Source organism: Corynebacterium hansenii, assembly GCF_030408795.1.
Classification (GTDB): Bacteria; Actinomycetota; Actinomycetes; order Mycobacteriales; family Mycobacteriaceae; genus Corynebacterium; species Corynebacterium hansenii.
Genome location: NZ_CP047211.1, coordinates 2056701 through 2074144 on the forward strand (window position 1 = coordinate 2056701; position 17444 = coordinate 2074144).

General features: G+C 69.8%; 15 protein-coding genes. 7 read left to right on the top strand and 8 right to left on the bottom strand.

The annotated features are described in order from the left end of the window. Positions 1 to 171: 171 nt before the first annotated feature. The 3 genes from CHAN_RS09015 (at position 172) to CHAN_RS09025 (ending at position 4806) form a co-directional block, all read left to right on the top strand. A complete protein-coding gene (locus tag CHAN_RS09015; RefSeq protein ID WP_290288934.1) occupies positions 172 to 1056 on the top strand; it encodes a PRC and DUF2382 domain-containing protein in 885 nt (294 codons plus the stop codon). 146 nt (positions 1057 to 1202) lie between these two features. After that, positions 1203 to 2639 (top strand): threonine synthase, encoded by a 1437-nt coding sequence (gene thrC / locus CHAN_RS09020; RefSeq protein WP_048741831.1) that lies wholly within the window; start codon positions 1203 to 1205, stop codon positions 2637 to 2639. Positions 2640 to 2982: 343 nt separating this feature from the next. After that, complete coding sequence (locus CHAN_RS09025; RefSeq protein WP_290288937.1) at positions 2983 to 4806, top strand: thiamine pyrophosphate-binding protein; 1824 nt, start codon at positions 2983 to 2985, stop codon at positions 4804 to 4806. Positions 4807 to 4855: 49 nt separating this feature from the next. Here the strand turns inward: CHAN_RS09025 and CHAN_RS09030 are convergent, their stop codons facing one another. The 4 genes from CHAN_RS09030 to CHAN_RS09045 form a co-directional block, all read right to left on the bottom strand. Then, positions 4856 to 5503 (bottom strand): LppP/LprE family lipoprotein, encoded by a 648-nt coding sequence (locus CHAN_RS09030; protein ID WP_153251508.1) that lies wholly within the window; start codon positions 5501 to 5503, stop codon positions 4856 to 4858. Between the two features lie 25 nt (positions 5504 to 5528). Then, on the bottom strand, positions 5529 to 6113 hold the full coding sequence (locus tag CHAN_RS09035; protein WP_290288941.1) for an O-acetyl-ADP-ribose deacetylase: 585 nt from the start codon (positions 6111 to 6113) through the stop codon (positions 5529 to 5531). A gap of 126 nt (positions 6114 to 6239) precedes the next feature. Next, positions 6240 to 7256, bottom strand: a complete 1017-nt coding sequence (locus CHAN_RS09040; RefSeq protein ID WP_290288943.1) for a cation diffusion facilitator family transporter — start codon at positions 7254 to 7256, stop codon at positions 6240 to 6242. A 77-nt stretch (positions 7257 to 7333) separates the two neighbouring features. After that, on the bottom strand, positions 7334 to 8113 hold the full coding sequence (locus CHAN_RS09045) for an AAA family ATPase (protein WP_290288945.1): 780 nt from the start codon (positions 8111 to 8113) through the stop codon (positions 7334 to 7336). Positions 8114 to 8157: 44 nt separating this feature from the next. Here CHAN_RS09045 and CHAN_RS09050 point away from each other — a divergent pair, with 44 nt between their 5' ends. Continuing rightward, positions 8158 to 9477 carry an MFS transporter gene (locus tag CHAN_RS09050; protein WP_290288947.1) on the top strand — a complete coding sequence of 440 codons (1320 nt, stop codon included), beginning with the start codon at positions 8158 to 8160 and terminating at the stop codon, positions 9475 to 9477. An 81-nt stretch (positions 9478 to 9558) separates the two neighbouring features. Here CHAN_RS09050 and CHAN_RS09055 read toward each other — a convergent pair whose 3' ends face one another. Further along, the gene (locus CHAN_RS09055) at positions 9559 to 10443 is read right to left on the bottom strand and encodes an Rv1352/Rv1906c domain-containing protein (RefSeq protein ID WP_290288949.1); all 885 of its coding nucleotides are present in this window, start codon (positions 10441 to 10443) and stop codon (positions 9559 to 9561) included. Between the two features lie 107 nt (positions 10444 to 10550). Between CHAN_RS09055 and glsA the strand changes: the two genes are divergently transcribed. Beyond that, positions 10551 to 11957: a glutaminase A gene (gene glsA / locus CHAN_RS09060; RefSeq protein WP_053088093.1), complete on the top strand. Its 1407-nt coding sequence runs from the start codon at positions 10551 to 10553 to the stop codon at positions 11955 to 11957. 230 nt (positions 11958 to 12187) lie between these two features. Then, entirely contained in the window at positions 12188 to 12730 is a 543-nt protein-coding gene (locus tag CHAN_RS09065; RefSeq protein WP_290288953.1) for an NADPH-dependent FMN reductase, read from the top strand. Between the two features lie 95 nt (positions 12731 to 12825). On the opposite strand, the gene CHAN_RS09070 is transcribed toward CHAN_RS09065, so the two are convergent. Next, complete coding sequence (locus CHAN_RS09070) at positions 12826 to 13782, bottom strand: oxygenase MpaB family protein (protein ID WP_290288955.1); 957 nt, start codon at positions 13780 to 13782, stop codon at positions 12826 to 12828. Positions 13783 to 14009: 227 nt separating this feature from the next. Here CHAN_RS09070 and CHAN_RS09075 point away from each other — a divergent pair, with 227 nt between their 5' ends. Continuing rightward, entirely contained in the window at positions 14010 to 15005 is a 996-nt protein-coding gene (locus CHAN_RS09075; RefSeq protein WP_290288957.1) for an ABC transporter ATP-binding protein, read from the top strand. A 481-nt stretch (positions 15006 to 15486) separates the two neighbouring features. On the opposite strand, the gene CHAN_RS09080 is transcribed toward CHAN_RS09075, so the two are convergent. Together CHAN_RS09080 and CHAN_RS09085 are read right to left on the bottom strand one after the other, a co-directional pair. Beyond that, a complete protein-coding gene (locus CHAN_RS09080; RefSeq protein WP_290288959.1) occupies positions 15487 to 16149 on the bottom strand; it encodes an Rv1363c family protein in 663 nt (220 codons plus the stop codon). Further along, the gene (locus CHAN_RS09085; RefSeq protein ID WP_082144380.1) at positions 16149 to 17444 is read right to left on the bottom strand and encodes an MlaD family protein; all 1296 of its coding nucleotides are present in this window, start codon (positions 17442 to 17444) and stop codon (positions 16149 to 16151) included. Before CHAN_RS09085 ends, CHAN_RS09080 begins: the two co-directional genes overlap by 1 nt.

Here is a 17444-nt window from a genome sequence, read left to right on the forward strand (position 1 = left end):
CATTTTCCTTACCGTGGTTCATGTCGGTCACCCGAGATCGGCGGGACGCACCCCGGCCCCGCCGCCGCGGTGGCCGGACGGGCACGAGCCCGAGCCAGACCGCACGAATACGGCGGCCGCCGAAACCCCGGCGACCGCGATGTGAAAGCAGTCAACGGAAGGAAGCTCGACATGACCACCGAGAAGAACATCAAGGATCTCTTCAACGCCACCGCGTACGACCGCAACGGCGACAAGCTGGGCTCGATCAAGGAAGTTTTCGTCGACGACAACACCGGCCAGCCCACCTTCATCGAGGTCGGCCACGGGCTGTTCGGAATGGCCAGCAGCCTGGTCCCGATGCGCGGCCACCGTCTGTCGGGCGACGAGCTGAAGCTCGCCTTCGACAAGGACCGCATCAAGGACGCGCCGAACCTCGACGCCGACGAGCACCTGACCCCCGAGGATCAGCGCCGCATCTACGAGCACTACCGCCTCACCGACGCCCGCGACGAGGAGCGCTACGCCTCCGACGACCGCCGCGACCGCGACCATGGCCGCCGCGAGGCCGCCGCCGGTGCCGGTGCGGGTGCGGGTGCCGGGCTCGGCGCCGCCGGCGAGCGCGCCGAGAGCCGCCCGGGCCAGGTCCACGACCATCCGGATCACGGCCACCGCGACCACGCCGGCGACGACGCGATGATCCGCTCGGAGGAGCGCCTGAACGTCGACAAGCAGAACGTGGAGACCGGCGAGGTCCGCCTGCGCAAGCACGTGGTCACCGACACCGAGACCGTCGAGGTCCCCGTCACCCGCGAAGAGGTCCGCGTCGAGCGCGAGCCCATCACCGACGCCGACGCCCGCGATCTCTCCGGCCGCGACGCCGCCATCGGCGAAGACGAGGCTTCGGTGACCCTCCACGAGGAGCGCGTCAACGTGTCCAAGGAGTCCGTGCCCGTGGAGAAGGTTCGCCTGGACAAGGAAACCGTGCGCGACACCGAGACCCACACCGAGGAAGTGCGCAAGGAGCAGATCGACGCCGACGGCCTCGAGGGCCGCGACGGCCGCCACGCGCGCTGACGCACGCACCGGGCGCTCCGCCCGCGACGCCTCGACCCGCACCATCACCGCTCCCGGTGGGTGCGGGTCGCGCCGTTTCCGGACAGCCGGGCGTGACGTGCGGGCGGTGGCCGTCGTCAAGCGGGCCCTTCAGTAAGGTTGGGCCCGTGGAATACATTTCGACGCGCGACCCGAAGCGAACCCCGGCCAAGTTCTCGGACATCCTGCTCGGCGGGCTGGCGCCCGACGGCGGCCTGTACCTGCCGGTCGAGTACCCGCGGATCGACGACGCGACGCTGACGCGCTGGCGCGGCATCCTCGCCGACGAGGGCTACGCCGCCCTGGCCGCCGAGGTGCTCCAGCTGTTCGTCGACGACATCCCGGCGGATGACCTCAAGGCCATCTGCGCCCGCGCGTACACCACGCCGAAGTTCTCCGACCCGGACATCGTCCCCGTCACCGAGCTGGAGGACGGCCTCCACATCGGCCACCTGTCCATGGGCCCCACCGCGGCGTTCAAGGACATGGCCATGCAGCTGCTCGGCGAGCTGTTCGAGTACGAGCTCGGCCGCCGCGGCGAAACGCTGAACATCCTCGGCGCCACCTCCGGCGACACCGGTTCGTCCGCCGAGTACGCCATGCGCGGCCGCACCGGCATCTCGGTGTTCATGCTGACCCCGGCGGGCCGCATGACGCCGTTCCAGCAGGCGCAGATGTTCGGCCTCGAGGACCCGAACATCCACAACATCGCCCTCGACGGCGTCTTCGACGACTGCCAGGACGTGGTCAAGGCCGTGTCCGGCGATCTGGAGTACAAGGCCGCCAACCGCATCGGCGCGGTCAACTCGATCAACTGGGCGCGCCTGATGGCGCAGATCGTGTACTACGTGTCCTCCTGGATCCGCATGACCGAGACGAACGACCAGGAAGTCAGTTTCTCGGTGCCCACCGGAAACTTCGGCGACGTCTGCGCGGGGCACATCGCCAAGTCGATGGGCGTGCCCATCGACCGCCTGATCGTCGCGACCAACGAAAACGACGTCCTCGACGAGTTCTTCCGCACCGGCGCCTACCGCGTGCGCACCTCCGCGGAGACCCACGAGACGTCGAGCCCGTCGATGGACATCTCCCGCGCCTCGAACTTCGAGCGGTTCATCTTCGACCTGCTCGGCCGCGACGCGGAGCGGATTGCCGAGAAGTTCGGCGTCAAGGTCAAGCAGGGCGGGTTCACGCTCACCGGCGATCCGGCGTTCCCCGAGGCGTCGTCCGTGCACGGCTTCCTGTCGGGCCGCTCCACCCACGCCGACCGCATCGAGACGATCCGCGACTGCTGGGAGCGCCTCGGCGTCATGGTCGACCCGCACACCGCCGACGGCATCCACGTCGCCCGGGGCCTGCGCGATCAGGTGGCCACGCCGATCGTGTGCCTGGAGACGGCCCTGCCGGTGAAGTTCGCCGACACCATCAAGGAGGCGACGGGCACGGAGCCGGAGATGCCGGAGCGTTTCGCGGGGATCATGGACGCCCCGCGCCGCGTGGTGGACCTGCCCAACGACGTCGACGCGGTCAAGGATTTCATCCTGGACAACATCGCCACGAAGTAGGGTCCGGCACGCCCCGGCCGGCGGTGCGGCACTGCGCCGCACCACCGGATCGCTTTGCGACGCCCGCCTTCCCGCGCCCCGGCCACTCGGCCGGGGCGCCACTTTTTCACCCCCGTTACCCCCACCCCATCCCATATTCACCCCCTCGCACCACCCCCGTGAAACGCGCAGCCCAATCCGTCCCAAAGCGCCATATACCCCCGCTTTTCACCCCCAACGTTTCGGCAAAACGCGTGATCAATCCGTTATCTCGGAATTTCCCCTTTCGCGTACCAGCGACATCGGCAAGAATCGGCCCCTGCACTTGCCAGCAGCGCCCGTCCGCCGTCGAAGGAGACCATCCGTGCAGCGATATTCCGCCGAAACCGCGACCCCCGAATCCAACACAATCGGACACGGGGCCACGGTCGCCGTCGACGCGACCACGTCCCCCGCGAAGCGCACCTCCGCCCGCGCCGTGGACACCGCCGCCGGCGCCACGGTGTCGACCGCCATCGCCGACGTCATCCTCGCCCGCGCCGACCACGTCTTCGGCCTGGTGGGCAACGCCAACTCGCACGTCGTCAGCCACTTGACGGCCTCGGGCTTCCCGTACACCGCCACCCGCCACGAAGCCGGCGCGGTCGCCGCGGCGGACGCGTTCTTCCGCGCCGGCGGCGGCATCGCCGTGGCCACCACGACCTGCGGCGCGGGCTTCACCAACACCATCACGGCGCTCGCCGAGGCCAAGGCCGCCCGCGTGCCCATGGTCTACGTGACCGGCGCCGCGCCCGCCGCCGGCGCCCGCCACTTCGACCTCGACCAGGCCGCGCTGCTCGACGCGCTGGGCATCGACCACTTCACCCCCACCCCGGAGACCGCCGCAGCCGACGCGCACGCGGCGTTCGCGCTGGCGCAGACGCACCAGGAGCCGGTCGTGCTGCTGCTGCCCTTCGACCTGCAGACCGCGCCGCTCGTCGACGGCGGCGACGTCCTCTCGCGCCCGGAGCTGCTGCGCCCGGCCCACGCCACCCCGACGCGGCCGATGTCCGATGCCCTGCGCGCCGAGCTTTCCGGCGTCGCCGACGCCCTGGCCTCCGCGCGCCGGCCGCTGATCCTGTCGGGCCGCGGCGTCGTCCGCGCGAAGGTGGCCGACCGCGTGGCCGCGCTCGGCGATCGCATCGGCGCGCTGCACATGCACTCGGCGATGGCGCGCAACGTCATCGGCGGCGAGTGGTGCATGGGCACCGCCGGCGGCTTCACGCACCGCGCCCACGTGCCCATCGCCCGCGACGCCGACGTCGTGCTCGTCCTCGGCGCCAGCTTCAACGCCTTCCAGGCCCGCGGCGGTTCGCTGTTCGCCCCGGATGCGACGGTCATCCACCTCACGCTGGAGGAGCACCCGTCGAACCGGGACGTCGACGAGCGCATCCTGTGCGACCTTGGCCCCGTTCTGCCGGTGCTCGACGAAATGGTCGCGGAGCGGCTCGCCGCCCGCGACGGCGGCGAGTCCGCCGGCGCGCGGCGCACGTGGCGCGACGAACTCGGCGCGCTGCCCCCGGCCGAGGATCCCGCCACGCAGCCGGAGCTGTTCCACGAGCGCGGCGCCGACGGCCGCCTCGACCCCCGCGCCGCCCTGCGCGAGCTGGACCGCATCCTGCCCGCGCAGCGCACCGTGTGCACCGACGGCGGCCACTTCCTCGGCTGGGTGCCCATGTACCTGAACAGCCCGGATCCGCGGGCGCAGGTGCTGGTGGGCACGGCGATCCAGACCATCGGGCTCGGCTTTCCGACGGCCATCGGCGTCGCCGCCGCCCGCCCCGGCGATTTCAACGTGCTCGTCACCGGCGACGGCGGCGGCCTGATGGCGCTGTCCGACGCGGAGACGGTTTTCCGGACCGTGCGCCGCGGCGCGGTCATCGTGATGAACGACGCCGCCTACGGCGCGGAGCTGCACCAGTACCGCGCCGAGGGCCTGGACACCGCCTCGATGGTCATCGACGACATCGATTTCGCCGCCGTCGGCCGCTCTCTCGGTGCCCGTGGCGTCACCGTCGCGGAGATGTCCGACTTCGAGCGGGTCCGCGAGATGCTCGCCGAGGACGACTCCGGCGTCCTGGTCATCGACGTGAAGATCTCCCGCGAGGTCATCGCGGACTTCATCGCCGAGGTGCTGAAGAAGCAGTAGCGGGGCGCGGGGCGGGCGGCCGCGCGCCGGCGCCGCCGTCAGCGGTCCGTCAGCTGTCCTGGTTGGGCAGCTCGCCGTCGAGGACGACCTTGCCTTCCGACTCGCTCCAGGTGAACTTCACCTTGGTCGTGTACTTCGGGGCCGCGGCGTTGGGCTCGCCGGATTCCTCCAGGGCCTTCCAGTCCTTGTACTCGACCTCGAACCATCCGTCGCCCTCGCCGATGATCCACCCCTGCTGCGGATTGAGGGCGTCGACGCCGAGGTACTCGCCGTCGTGGAACATCAGGATCTTCGTGGCGAACTGCGCGTTGCCCTGCGGCATCTGATGGAACAGCGCGTACGTCAACTCGCCGCACGGGTCGAAGTTGGTCGACTCGAGTTCCCAGCGGTCGCCCGAGGCCGGAGGGTCCACCTTCTTGATGGAGTCGGAGATGACCCGCGCATTCCGGTCGACGCCGCAATCGCCGCCCGAGCCCCCTCCGCCACCGGTCGTGGTCGTCTCGGTCTCCGTCGTCGGATTCGGCTTCCCCTCGGCGCCGTCGGTTCCGGTGACGGTCGTCGTCTCGGTCACGACCTCTTCGCCGCCGTTCCCGCTCCCGCCGCCGTCGCCGCACCCCGCCAGCGCCAGTGCCAGCGCGCACGCCGCGGCGAATCCCGCCTTCGGCGCCTTGCTTGTCAAACCCTTCGCGTAACGCATCGTGGATCCCTCCTGATTCGTCGGCTCACCCGTCGCCGGGTCCGCCATCGCTTCCCCCGGTCGGCGCATCGCCCGCGCCCGGGGCATTCCAGTCATCGAACTCCGCGCGGAAGACGGACTCGAGGTCCTCGCCGAACAGCACGAAGATCACCTCGGCGACGTCATCGCGGGTGTCTTCGCTCCGCGACTCGATCGCCCGGCGCGCCGCACCGGCGACCTCTTCCCCGCTCCACCCGTAGGCGCCCGCGCCGATCGCGGGCATGGCCACCACATGGGCTCCGACCCGGTCCGCCGCGTCGAGGGCGCTGCGGAACGCCGACTCCAGCACGGCGACGTCGTTCTGACCCGCATGCTTGTTGGGCCCCACGGCATGGATGACCCATTTGGCGGGCAGGCCGTGGGCCGGGGTGATGGCGGCACCTCCCGCCGGCAGGCCGTCGCCAAGCGAATCCGCCCGCAGCTTGCGGCAGTCCTCCAGCAGCCCCGGCCCGGCCGCCCGGTGAATGGCGCCGTCGACGCCACCTCCGCCGAGCAGCGTGGAGTTCGCGGCGTTGACCACCGCATCGGCCTCCACCTCCGTGATGTCGCCCCGGATGATGGTGATCTTCATGGTGCGCTCCCCTCGGTAGCCTCGGGCGTTACCTTCGGGTGTACACGTATTTCACCGATCGTGTGTTTCGAATCACTCGGCGGCGGCGATTCGGGCGGTGTTTCGGGCGGCGATGCGGGCGGCGTGTCAGATGGTGCGCGGGCGCTCGTGCGCGTGGTGGGCGGCGGTCTCCAGCTGCAGCGTCGCGTGGCCGATCCCGAATTCGCCGGCGAGGCCCGATTCCATGTCGCACAAGATCGAGCAGGCGTCGTCGAAGCCGACGCCGTCCTCGACCGTCACGTGCGCGGTGAGCAAGGCATCGGTGCCGTGGATCGACCACACGTGCAGGTCATGGACGTCGCGGACGCCGGGCCGGGCGATCATCCACTCCTCCACCGCGCCGGCGTCGACCCCCGAAGGCGCCAGCTCCAGCAGCACCGTGCCCGCGCGGCGGATCAGCGCGACCGCCTGCGGAACCACGAGCACCGCGATGAGCACCGCGGCGACGATGTCGGCGCGCGCGAATCCGGTCCACCGCACCACCAGCGCCGAGACGAGCACGCCCACCGACCCGAGGGCGTCGACCATCACGTGGAGCAGCGCCGCCCGCACGTTCATGTTGCTCTTGTCGCCGCCGGCGAGCACCACCGCCGCGATCACGTTGGCGGCCAGGCCGATCACCGCGATGATCAGCACCGTCCCCGAGGCGACTTCCACCGGCTCGGTCCAGCGGCGGAACGCCTCGATGAGGATCCACACGCCCGCCGCGCCGACCAGCACGGCGTTGAACAGCGCGGCGAGGACTTCCGCGCGGCGGAAACCATAGGACGCGCTGCGGGTCGCCGGGCGCGATCCGATCCAGGCGGCCCCCAGCGCCACCAGCAGGCCAAGCGCGTCGGATGCCATGTGCGCGGCGTCGGCGAGCAGCGCCAGCGAATTGGCGATGATGCCGCCGACGACCTCCGCGAGCAGGATCGTCGCCGTCAGCCCGAACGCCAGCGCCAGCCTGCCGACCCCGGTGCCCGAATGATCGTGCTCGTGGGCGCCGAAGAGCCCGTGGGAGTGATCGTGGCCGTGGGAGTGGTCGTGGTCATGACCGTGCGAGTGATCGTGGCCGTGTGCGTGGCCCTGCCCATGCGCGTGCCCTGCTGCGTCGTTCCCCATGCCCACAGGTTAGGCCACCCTATGACAGAAATGCACACTTGAAAACGGGAATCGTCCCCATCAGGCGGCGCCTCCGATCATGGGGCATCCGGCTCCTCACCGGCGGTCAGGTACGCAACGGTCTGATCGGGCGCCTCCAGGAACTCGCGCATGTCCGCCACGGCAGCGCAGTCACCCCATTCCGTGACGCGGATGCCATCCTCCGTCAGCTCGAAGATGGTCGCGCCGGGGATCGCCAGGAGGATCGGCGAATGCGTCGCGATGATGAACTGCGCCCCGCCTTTCGCCAGCTCGTCGATCTGCGCCAACAGCGCCATCTGCCGCACGGGCGACAGCCCCGACTCCGGCTCGTCGAGCAGGTACAGGCCGTCGGCGAAACGATGAGTCACCATCGCCCACACCGATTCGCCGTGCGACAACCGATGCAGCTCATCCGGCCCGTAGATCGGGGTCTCCGGCGGCTTCTCGTCGATCTCCTGCAACAGGCGCAGATGGCTTTCCGCCCGCAGAAAATAGGCGTCGGGAGGATTGCGGCGCCGCACCAGCCCCATCGCATGGTGCAGCGGCGAGGCGTCGTCGAGCCCCGAGAACCGCATGTGCCGCGATCCGCCGTCGGGATTGCACCCGGCCAGCTGGGCGATGGCCTCCATCAGCGTCGACTTTCCCATCCCGTTGTCGCCGGCGAAGAGCGTCACGGGCGTCGGCAGCGGCAGTTCCCCCAGGTCACGCAGGTGCTTGACGACGGGCAGCCGCAGCACCCAGTCCTCCCCCGCCCCGGGACCGCCGTCTCCGAAGGCCTCGTCGACGCCGGCGATGCGCAGCGCCCTGACGTACGGGGCCCGGTCCGGTTGTCTCATGCCCGCGACGATACGCGCGGCACCCGGGGCCTAGACTGCCGGGAATGACCGTCGATCCCCGCAGCCGAATCACCGCCCGAGCCCTCACCGTGTGGGCCGCGGCGGTGCTCGTGTACCTGGCCGCGATCACCGGGCGGACGTCCTTCGGCGTCGCCGGCGTCGAGGCACTCGACCGGTTCGGCGTCGACGCCTCGCGGCTGGCCGTGTTCACCGCCGTGCAGGTCGGCGTCTACGCCCTGGCGCAGATCCCGGTGGGCCTGGCCATCGACCGCTTCGGCGCGCGGCGCACGATGGTCGTCGGCGCGCTGGTGATGGCCGTCGGCCAGATCATCCTGGCGCTGACGGCGTCCTACCCCATCGCCATCCTCGCCCGCGTGCTCATCGGCGCCGGCGACGCCAGCGCATTCCTGTCGGCGATGCGCCTGCTGCCGGCCTGGTTCCCGCTGAAGGTCACGCCGCTGTTCACCCAGCTCACCGCCGGGCTCGGGCAGATCGGCCAGTTCATCTCGGCCGTGCCCTTCCTGCTGCTGCTCCACGCGCAGGGATGGACCGCGTCGTTCCTGGCACTGGGCTCCGGCATCGCGCTGGTGGGCATCGCCGCCGCCGTCGCCATCGCCGACGTGCCCAAGGCCCCTGCCGAACCCCAGGGGCATGACTCGCCGCGCGCCGGGGCGTCGTCAAGCGAAGGGCCGCGCGCGACCGTGGGCGAAATGCTCGGGATCGTGCTGCGGCACCCGGTGTGCTGGCAGGGGTTCTTCACTCACTGGGTCGGGCTGATGCACCAGGCCACGTTCACGCTGCTGTGGGGCATGCCCCTGATGACGCTGGCCATGGGCCTCGACCCGGCGACGGCGGGCGGCGTGCTGGTGGTCAACACCATCGCCGCGGTGGCCGCCGGGCCGCTGATGGGCATGGCGTCGGCGCGGTTCGCGACCCGGCGCGGCACGCTGACCGTCGTCATTTCCGTTGTGCTGATGGGCATGTGGGTGGTGTTCCTGCTGCCCGGCGCCCCGCGCGGGTTGGCGGCGATCATCGCCCTGAACATCGCCATGGCCGCGCTGTCCTCGGCGTCCAGCCTGGGCTTCGACTCCGTGCGCGAATCCGTCGACCGCCGCGCCCTGGCCACCGGCACGGGGCTGGCGAACATGGGCGGCTTCCTGGCCGCGATGATGGCGGCGCAGGGCATCGGCGTGCTTCTCGACGCCTCGTCCGGCGGCGACGGCTACCAATGGGCCGATTTCCGCGTGGCCTGGGCGGCGATCGTGGCCGTGTGGGCGCTCGGCATGACCGGCCTGATCACGTCGATGGCGCTGCGGCGGCGCGCCGAAAAACGGGAAGGCCGCCACGGCGTCGAACTCCGGTGATGGGCCGGTCGGCGGATCAGGCGCGCGAGGCGGGACTCCGGACGGTGCCCGGCCCCCTGCCCGAGCCGGTGTCGGGCCCTCTTACTGGTCCTTCACCCACGTACCGCATTCGGTGGTCTGGAACGAGGCGTCCGTGTCCGAGATGGTCACGATCTGCTGGCCGCCGCCGAAGTTGTTGGCGATGATCTCCTCGAAGTTCCCGGACGTCCCGGACAGCCGCGCCCAGTAGCACGAGTCGGACCCCTCGGTCCGGTACGTGCCGGGCTCGACGTCGGTGCCCACCTGGAAGATGCCGTCACCCTCGATCTTCGGGGCATCCGGGTTCTCGCCCTCCGGCGGGGCGGGCTCCTCGGACGCGGGGACCTCGACCGTCGACTCGATGGTGGTGGTCGCCGTCGTCGTTTCCGTCACCGGCGTCGGCTCGGCCTGCGTCGCGGACGCCCCGAAGTAGCCGCCGAGGCCGCCGAGCAGCAGACCCGCGACCAGGCCGATGCCGCCGAGCAGCAGCCCCTTCGACGCGCCGCCGCCCGATGCGGGCCCGTCACCCTGGGGCTGCGCCGATGCCGGCGCGCCGCCGTACGGGGCCTGCGGTTGCGAGTCGTCGGCCGCTGGCCTCTCGCCGCCATCCGCCGTCCGGCCGTAGGGATTGGGCCCGCCGAACTGATGCGTCGGGGCGTCCCCGTCGAGACCATCGCTCCAGCCGTTGCCGGCCGACCCGTACCAGCCGCCCTGGGGCGCACCGGGAGTCCCGTGAGCGCCCGGAGCCCCCGCCGCCCCGGCAGAACCCGCCGGCCCTGCGGAACCGGTGGAACCCGCCGCCCCGGCGGCACCGGGGTAGCCGGAGTGCCCGGGATAGCCGGAATGCCCGGGGTAGCCGGGGTAACCGCTGCCGGAGGCCCCGCCGGTGCCCTCGCCGAATCCGGATTCGGGGCCGGCGTCGCCATGCCGGCGGTTGTCGTCGTTCATGTGGGTCCTTTCGGCGGAAAACGTCGTCGATGACAATACCCAGTCGTTCGTCCGTCGTCCGGCGACGCGGCGCGGATACCTGCGCCGGGGCCGTTAGTCTGGGGCGCATGAACCCGATTGACATCCGTTCACCCTTCCGCGAGACGCTCCACCGCCTGACCGAAGACTGCCGCCCGGTCACCGACGGCGAGAACGCCTCGTACATCCCGTCTCTGGCGGATGTCGATCCGGACCTGTGGGCGACGGCGGTGATGAGCCCCGAGGGCGACCTGTACGCCTTCGGCGACGTCGATCACGAGTTCACCATCCAGTCGATTTCCAAGCCGCTGGTCTATGGCCTGGCCATCGAGGAGCTGGGCCTGGACACCGTCCTCGAGCGCGTGGGCGTCGAGCCCTCCGGCGACGCCTTCAACGAGATCTCCTTGGATGCGAACGGCCGCCCGGTCAACCCGATGATCAACGCGGGTGCGCTGACGGTCCACGGCCTGCTGCAGGAAAAGGTGGGCGGCCGCGCCGACGACCTCATCCTCGACGGCCTGTCGCGGCTGGCCGGCCGCCGCCTCGACTCGGACCGGGAGGTCGGCGAGGGCGAGCGCGACACGGGCTTCCGCAATCGGGCCATCGCCAACCTCCTGCGCTCCACCGAGACCATCACGTGCGATCCGCTGCAGGTCTTCGACGGCTACAGCTGGCAGTGCTCGATCAAGCTCAACGTGTGCGACCTGGCGACCATCGGCGCGACGCTGACCACCGGCGGCGTGCATCCCGTGACCGGCGACCGGGTGTTCCGCGAGGAGACCGTGCAGTGGATCCTGTCGGTGATGTCGACGTCGGGCATGTACGACTCGGCCGGCAACTGGATGAACTACGTCGGCGTGCCCGCAAAGTCGGGGGTGTCCGGCGGCTTGTTCGGCGTCATCCCGGGCGAGCTGTCGCTGGCGTCGTTTTCGCCGCGGCTGGACGAGCACGGCCATTCGGTGCGGGGCAACGCGTTCTTCCACCGGGCGTCGTCGGAGCTCGGCCTGCACATGATGCGCGTGACGGGCCGCCCGCATGGTGCGCTGCGCCATCGGGCGGTGGTCGACTTCGACGAGGACGGCATTCAGGACACGACGCTGCTGCGCCTGTACGGCGACATCGATTTCTGCTCCTACGAGGCCATCGACCGCGAAGTCACCCGCGGCGCCGCCTCCGGCACGGGGTTGTTCGTCAACCTGGTGGAGGTCCGGTCGCTGGCGCCGAAGGCGAAGGAACTGCTCGAGGAGCTGCTGATGGCGGCCGGCGAGAAGACCACCACCTACGTCCACGATCCGGCGAATCTGCTGGACCACGCCGCGTGCTCGGCGCCGCAGTGGGTGGACCAGGCCGAGATCCGGGAGTACCGCTCCGATCAGCCGGAGCGCCGCCCTCCCCGCAAGCTGCTGCGCCGCCGGGACGCGCGCAAGCCCGGCCCCGGGCGCAAGCCGGCGGCCAAATCGACGGCCAAGGGTTCCGATTCGCGCCGCAAGCGCTGACCCCGTCTCCGCACCACCGCGCCGTCCCGGCGGCGCGGGCTTCCGCACGTCCCCGGGGCCCCGGCAGCGGCGTCTTCCTCCCGCACTGCGGGGGCTTGCGCCCCGTGCTTGACGACGCCCGCCGCTTCCGGCTCCGACGTGGGGCGTCGTCAAGCGGCGCAGCGATTGCGGGGGCGGCGAGGGAGCTATACCGTTGACGTGACATCAACTAGCGAAGGGTCACGTCACACATGAAGCTCGGCATCATCACCGGAAGCACCCGCACCGGCAACGTGGGCGCCGCCGTCGGCGACTGGGTCGTCGAGAACCTCTCCGACCGCACCGACATCGAGATCGCGGACCTCAGGGTCGCGGACTTCGACCTCGACTTCGTGTCCGAGGCCATCATCCCGGGCCAGGCCAACGGCAAGTACGAGAGCGCGCGGACCACCAAATGGGCCGAGGCGATCACGGCGTGCAACGCATTCATCTTCGTCACCGCCGAGTACAACGCCGCTCCCCCGGCGGCGTTCAAGAACGCCGTCGACCTTCTCTTCGTGGAATGGGCGGACAAGCCGGTGGGCTTCGTCGGCTACGGCTTCCACGGCGGCGAACGGGCCATCAAGCACTGGCGCGACATCACCGCCAACGTGAAGCTCAAGCCCGCCGACGCCACCGTGAACATCTACCTCGGCGACGAGTACCCCGACGGCGTGCTCACCCCGGCCGAGGGCAGGGCCGGCGAGCTGCAGAAGCTCGTCGACGAACTCGCGGCACTGAACGGCCGCGACTAGCGGAGATCGAGCCGGCATGAAGCCGGCATGAAAAATGCCCGCGCGACGACCGTCGCGCGGGCACATGGGGCTCCCTGCCGGGGCTCCCCCGGCCGCTAGGACCGGGGGGCGTCGCCGGCCTCGACGCGGTGCATGCCCGACGGGCACGAGGGCATCGACGGATTCTCGGTGAGCACGCCGCGCTCGGGCTCGAGCCGCAGCTCCCACAGCGGGTTCTTGCCGCGCTTCATGTGCCAGCGCAGATCCCAGAGGATGACGCGCTGGAACAGCTTGCCCATCCACGGCTGGGTGATGGCGTCGGCGATGCGCATCGGGACGAGGAACGCCCGGTACAGCCGCGCATCCTTCTCCGTCCACTCCCAGCCCATCAGGTGGCGGATGTCGGCGGGCGTCGACGCGATGGTCAGCCACCGGTACAGCGGCCCGGCGGTCGAGCTGATCAGCTTGCCGATGGGCCCCCACGCGTCGTTGACGAAGCGCAGGCTGGCCAGCTCCTCCAGCTTCTCGCGGATCGGCTCGTCGATGGTCATGTCGGCGACCATCCCGTTCCAGCGGTCGACGTACTCCGAGTAGGACTGCGGCCACATCGACTCGCGGACGTTCAGCGCGGTGCCCAGCGGGGCGGCCTCGCGGATCATGCGGTCACGGACGTCCTCGGGGAGATCGCCGTAGAGCAGCTGCCACTGGTCCAGGTAGAACCGCATGAGGCACATGGCCACCCACAGCTGCAGCTCCGGGCTGTTCGCCGAGTACTTGACCGGGCTTCCGCCGGGCCTGGACCGCACGTGCGAGTGCACCTCGCGGACGACCTCGCGGAAGTAGTCCATGTCTTCCTTGGTGCCGTCGGTGGCGACGGCCAGGAACATCGCCGTGGTGCGCGTCCGCTTGAGGGGACGGTGGAACGCGCTGCCCGACGTGACGCGGCTTTCCGCGACGCCGTACCCCACTCCGGGGTTGGCCAGCTGCATCACGAGGTTCGCCGCCTGGTTCGTCATGCCGACCATGGTCAGCAGATCCGACAGACCTTCCGCCTTCAATCCTGCTCGTTTCATGTGGATGAGATCCTTCCGGGGTTTCATGCGGGCGATCGTTGGAGCCTGGTGAGCGGCTCAACCCGTCACTGTCCGCAACACTACAACACCTTTCGTTGCAGCGTTGCAAAAATCACTCGCGGGGGTGGATTCTTTCATCTTACAAGTGATCGCTGTCACATATGTGATATACAAAACTTCAACGCTTTTTGCATCACCCCCCTCCCCCAACTCGAAGGAATCACGGCATGGGCATCGAAGTTTCCGTCGAAGGCCTCGGAAAGTCCTTTGGCAAGCAAAGCATCTGGGAAGATGTGTCCCTCACCCTCCCCGCAGGGGAGGTCAGCGCCCTGCTCGGCCCGTCGGGCACCGGCAAATCCGTGTTCCTCAAAGTGCTGCTCGGCCTGATCCGGCCCGACGAGGGGCACATCTACGTCGGCGGCGTCGACCTGACCACATGCGCCCCGCGGCACCTCTACGACATCCGCCGCTACTTCGGCGTCCTCTTCCAGGACGGCGCACTGTTCGGCTCGATGAGCCTCTACGACAACGTGGCATTCCCGCTGCGCGAGCACACCAACAAGACCGAGACCGAGATCCGCTCCATCGTCATGGAGAAGCTGGAGATCAACGGCCTGGCCGACGCCTGGGACAAGCTCCCGGGCCAGATCTCCGGCGGCATGCGCAAGCGCGCCGGCCTGGCGCGGGCCCTCGTCCTCGAGCCGGAGATCATCCTGTGCGACGAGCCGGAGTCCGGCCTGGACCCCGTGCGCACCGCGAACCTCTCGCAGACGATCATCGACATCAACGCGCAGACCGATGCGACGGTGCTCATCGTGACGCACAACATCGGCATCGCGCGGAGCGTTCCGGACAACCTGGGCATGCTCTACGCCCGCAAGCTCGTGGAATTCGGGCCGCGCGAGCTTCTGCTCACCTCCGACAAGCCGGCCGTCCGCCAGTTCCTGGCCGGCTCGCGATTCGGGCCCATCGGCATGTCCGAGGAGAAGGACGCCACGGACTTCACCGCCCGCATCACCGACGACCCGAACATGATCCGGGACCTCGACGTGCCCGTCGAACCGCAGATGGAGCCCTCTCCGGGCCTTCCCCCGCGCCAGGGCGCGCTGCGCCGCCGCGAGCGCATGCAGCGCCTCCTGCAGGGCAACGGCATCTCCCCGGCGGCCCGTGACGCCATCGAGAACTGCCTCCGCACCGGCCAGCAGCCGAGTCTCTCACGGTGACGGCCGGCGGCGGCGCGGGTCTCTCACGGTGACGGCCGGCGGCGGCGCGGGTCTCTCACGGTGACGGCCGGCGGCGGCGCGGGGTTTCCCGCCCGCCGCCGCTGAGTCACCGCCACTGAGCCACCGCCACCGCTCCATCACCGCCACCGTCTCTGACGCGCACGCGCAAAACGCGAGAAACGCCGGCGGCCCCCGGAATTCCGGGGGCCGCCGGCGTTTTGCCGTCTTCAAATTCTCCGTCGGTGGCTTCTTCGTCGGTGACTTCTTCGTCCGTGATTTCTTCGTCGGTGCCCGGGCATCTACTTCGCCGGTCCCGGGACGCGCGGCTTCTTCGTCGAAGACGGAACCGCCCGACCGGGAGGATCCCGGTCGGGCGGCTGGGCTCGGGTGGCACTGTTCTGGCGGCTGGGCTCGGGTGGCTCGGATGGAGCCGCCTCGGCGAGGCGACTCGGAGTGAGCCACCTCAGTCAGAGGCCTTCGGTCAGGCGACCTCGGCGTTGTCCAGCAACCACCTGCCGTCGCCCCACTTCAGGGTCACCACCATGCGGCTCAGCTCGACGCGGCCTTCGGGGGCCACGACGTTCTTGACCTCCTGGTTGAGGAAGACCAGCACCGTTGCCGTTTCCCCGTCGATCTCCTTCACCGCGGCATGCGGGACCTTGGCGGTCGACGATCCCTCGCCCTTCGTGATCAGCTCGTTGAGCTTGCCGACGGTCTCCTCGTACCTCGAAGAGAACTCGTCGGTGGAGTTCTCCATGATCTTCTTCTTGTTGCCCTCCAGGTCATCGAAGCTGTACGTCGCCATCGCCGCGGTGTACTCCACCGCCGCGTCCCGGGCCTGGTCGCGGCGGTCTTCCGCGCGGTTCTGCATGAAGGCCATCACCCCAAGTCCAATGGCCGCCAACGTCGCGACCAACGCGATGGCGATCCAGACCGCCGGCGAGGAACGTCGCCCGTCCTTCTTCCCGGTCACGTACGGTTCGGCGCTTCTGTCTTCGTCCTCGTACTTGGCCTTGGTCTTCACCTTGCCGTCGTATTTGGACTCGATTTCGTTCCCGACCACATCGGAGGAGTCACGGGCTGCATCACCCGAGGAATCCCCCACGGGGCCGTTGTGGTCGATGCCGGATGAATTGCTGCTCATTACCTTCTGATTCCTTCGAGTAGATTCTGCCAATAACCAATGATCTCATCCCCATCGGGAATGATCAGCGGGTTCGGGGGAATTGTGGGGCCCGAAATCGATCCGGGCTGGGTCCAGTTGGACATGCCCAGCGAGTCCGGCCTCGGCGCGGTCGCCGGGCCACGCTGACCCGACTGCTCCGTCGTCGGGCAGTACCGGTTCACGTTCGGCGGCTTCGGGCCGGGTTCGTCAAGCGCCCGCCGGGGAACCTCGTAGAAGCACACGGGCCCCTGGGCACCGATCAGGATGAAGTCGGCGCGATCTCCCCGCACGGTCCCGGAAATCGTGTTCAGGGCATCCGGAAGATCCACGAACATGCTGTTCATCGCGGGATCGCGATCCGCGGCCACCTTGGCCACCGTCGCCCCGTTGACCAGCAAGGGGCCGAACGGCTCGGTCAGGGCCTCGGACATCCCGGCGATGTCCTCCATGTCGCCGGCGCCCTCCTCGAGCATGTACACCCACGAATCCGAGTTCTGCACCAGCTGCCCGGTCATGCGCTGCAGCCATTCGGCCGTGCCCGGAATGTCGTAGTCGGGCCCGCCGAGCTCGTGAAGCGCGGGCAGTGTCCCCGTGACCAGCGAACGGAACGTCGGCGCCTGCTCGGCGAGCATCTGCGTGATGACGTCCGCATTGCGGATGAAGCCCGCCAGCTCCTCGCCGCGTCCGCCGATGATCTGCTCGGTCGCGGTGACGACTTGGCCGACGTCCTTCGGATCGACGGTCCGCAGCGTCGACTGGGCCCGGAGCAGCAACTCGTCCAGCGTGACTGCCTGCGCGTCGGCGGGCATCGGCAACTCGGCGCCGTCGTCAAGCGACCCGGAGGCGTGCGAGAAGTCCGGTGCCGCGGGGGCCGCCTGCCGTTCGCCGTACGACAGCCGGCGCTGCTTGACCTCGGTCGCGGCCGCGCCGCTGACCAGGGACAGGCTGACGCCGCCCATGGCACCGACCGCCTCGACGACGCCGATGGCGTCGGCGGGAACCTCGATGCCTGGATCCAGGCGAATGTCGATGTCGGCGCCGTCGCGGCGGGCCTTGACGTCCGTGACCTTGCCCACCGGGATCCCGTGCAGGGTCACCTCGGTGCCGGAGACGACTCCCTCGGCGTCGTCGGGACGCGCCGTGAGGGTCTTGCCACCGGCCAGGGGGTTCGTCGGCGCGATGATCGCGTAGCCGAGCACCAGCGCCACGATGCTGATCAAGGCGATGGCGACGGCCTGCGCCCACATGAGGACGCGATTGTTCGTTCCACCCAT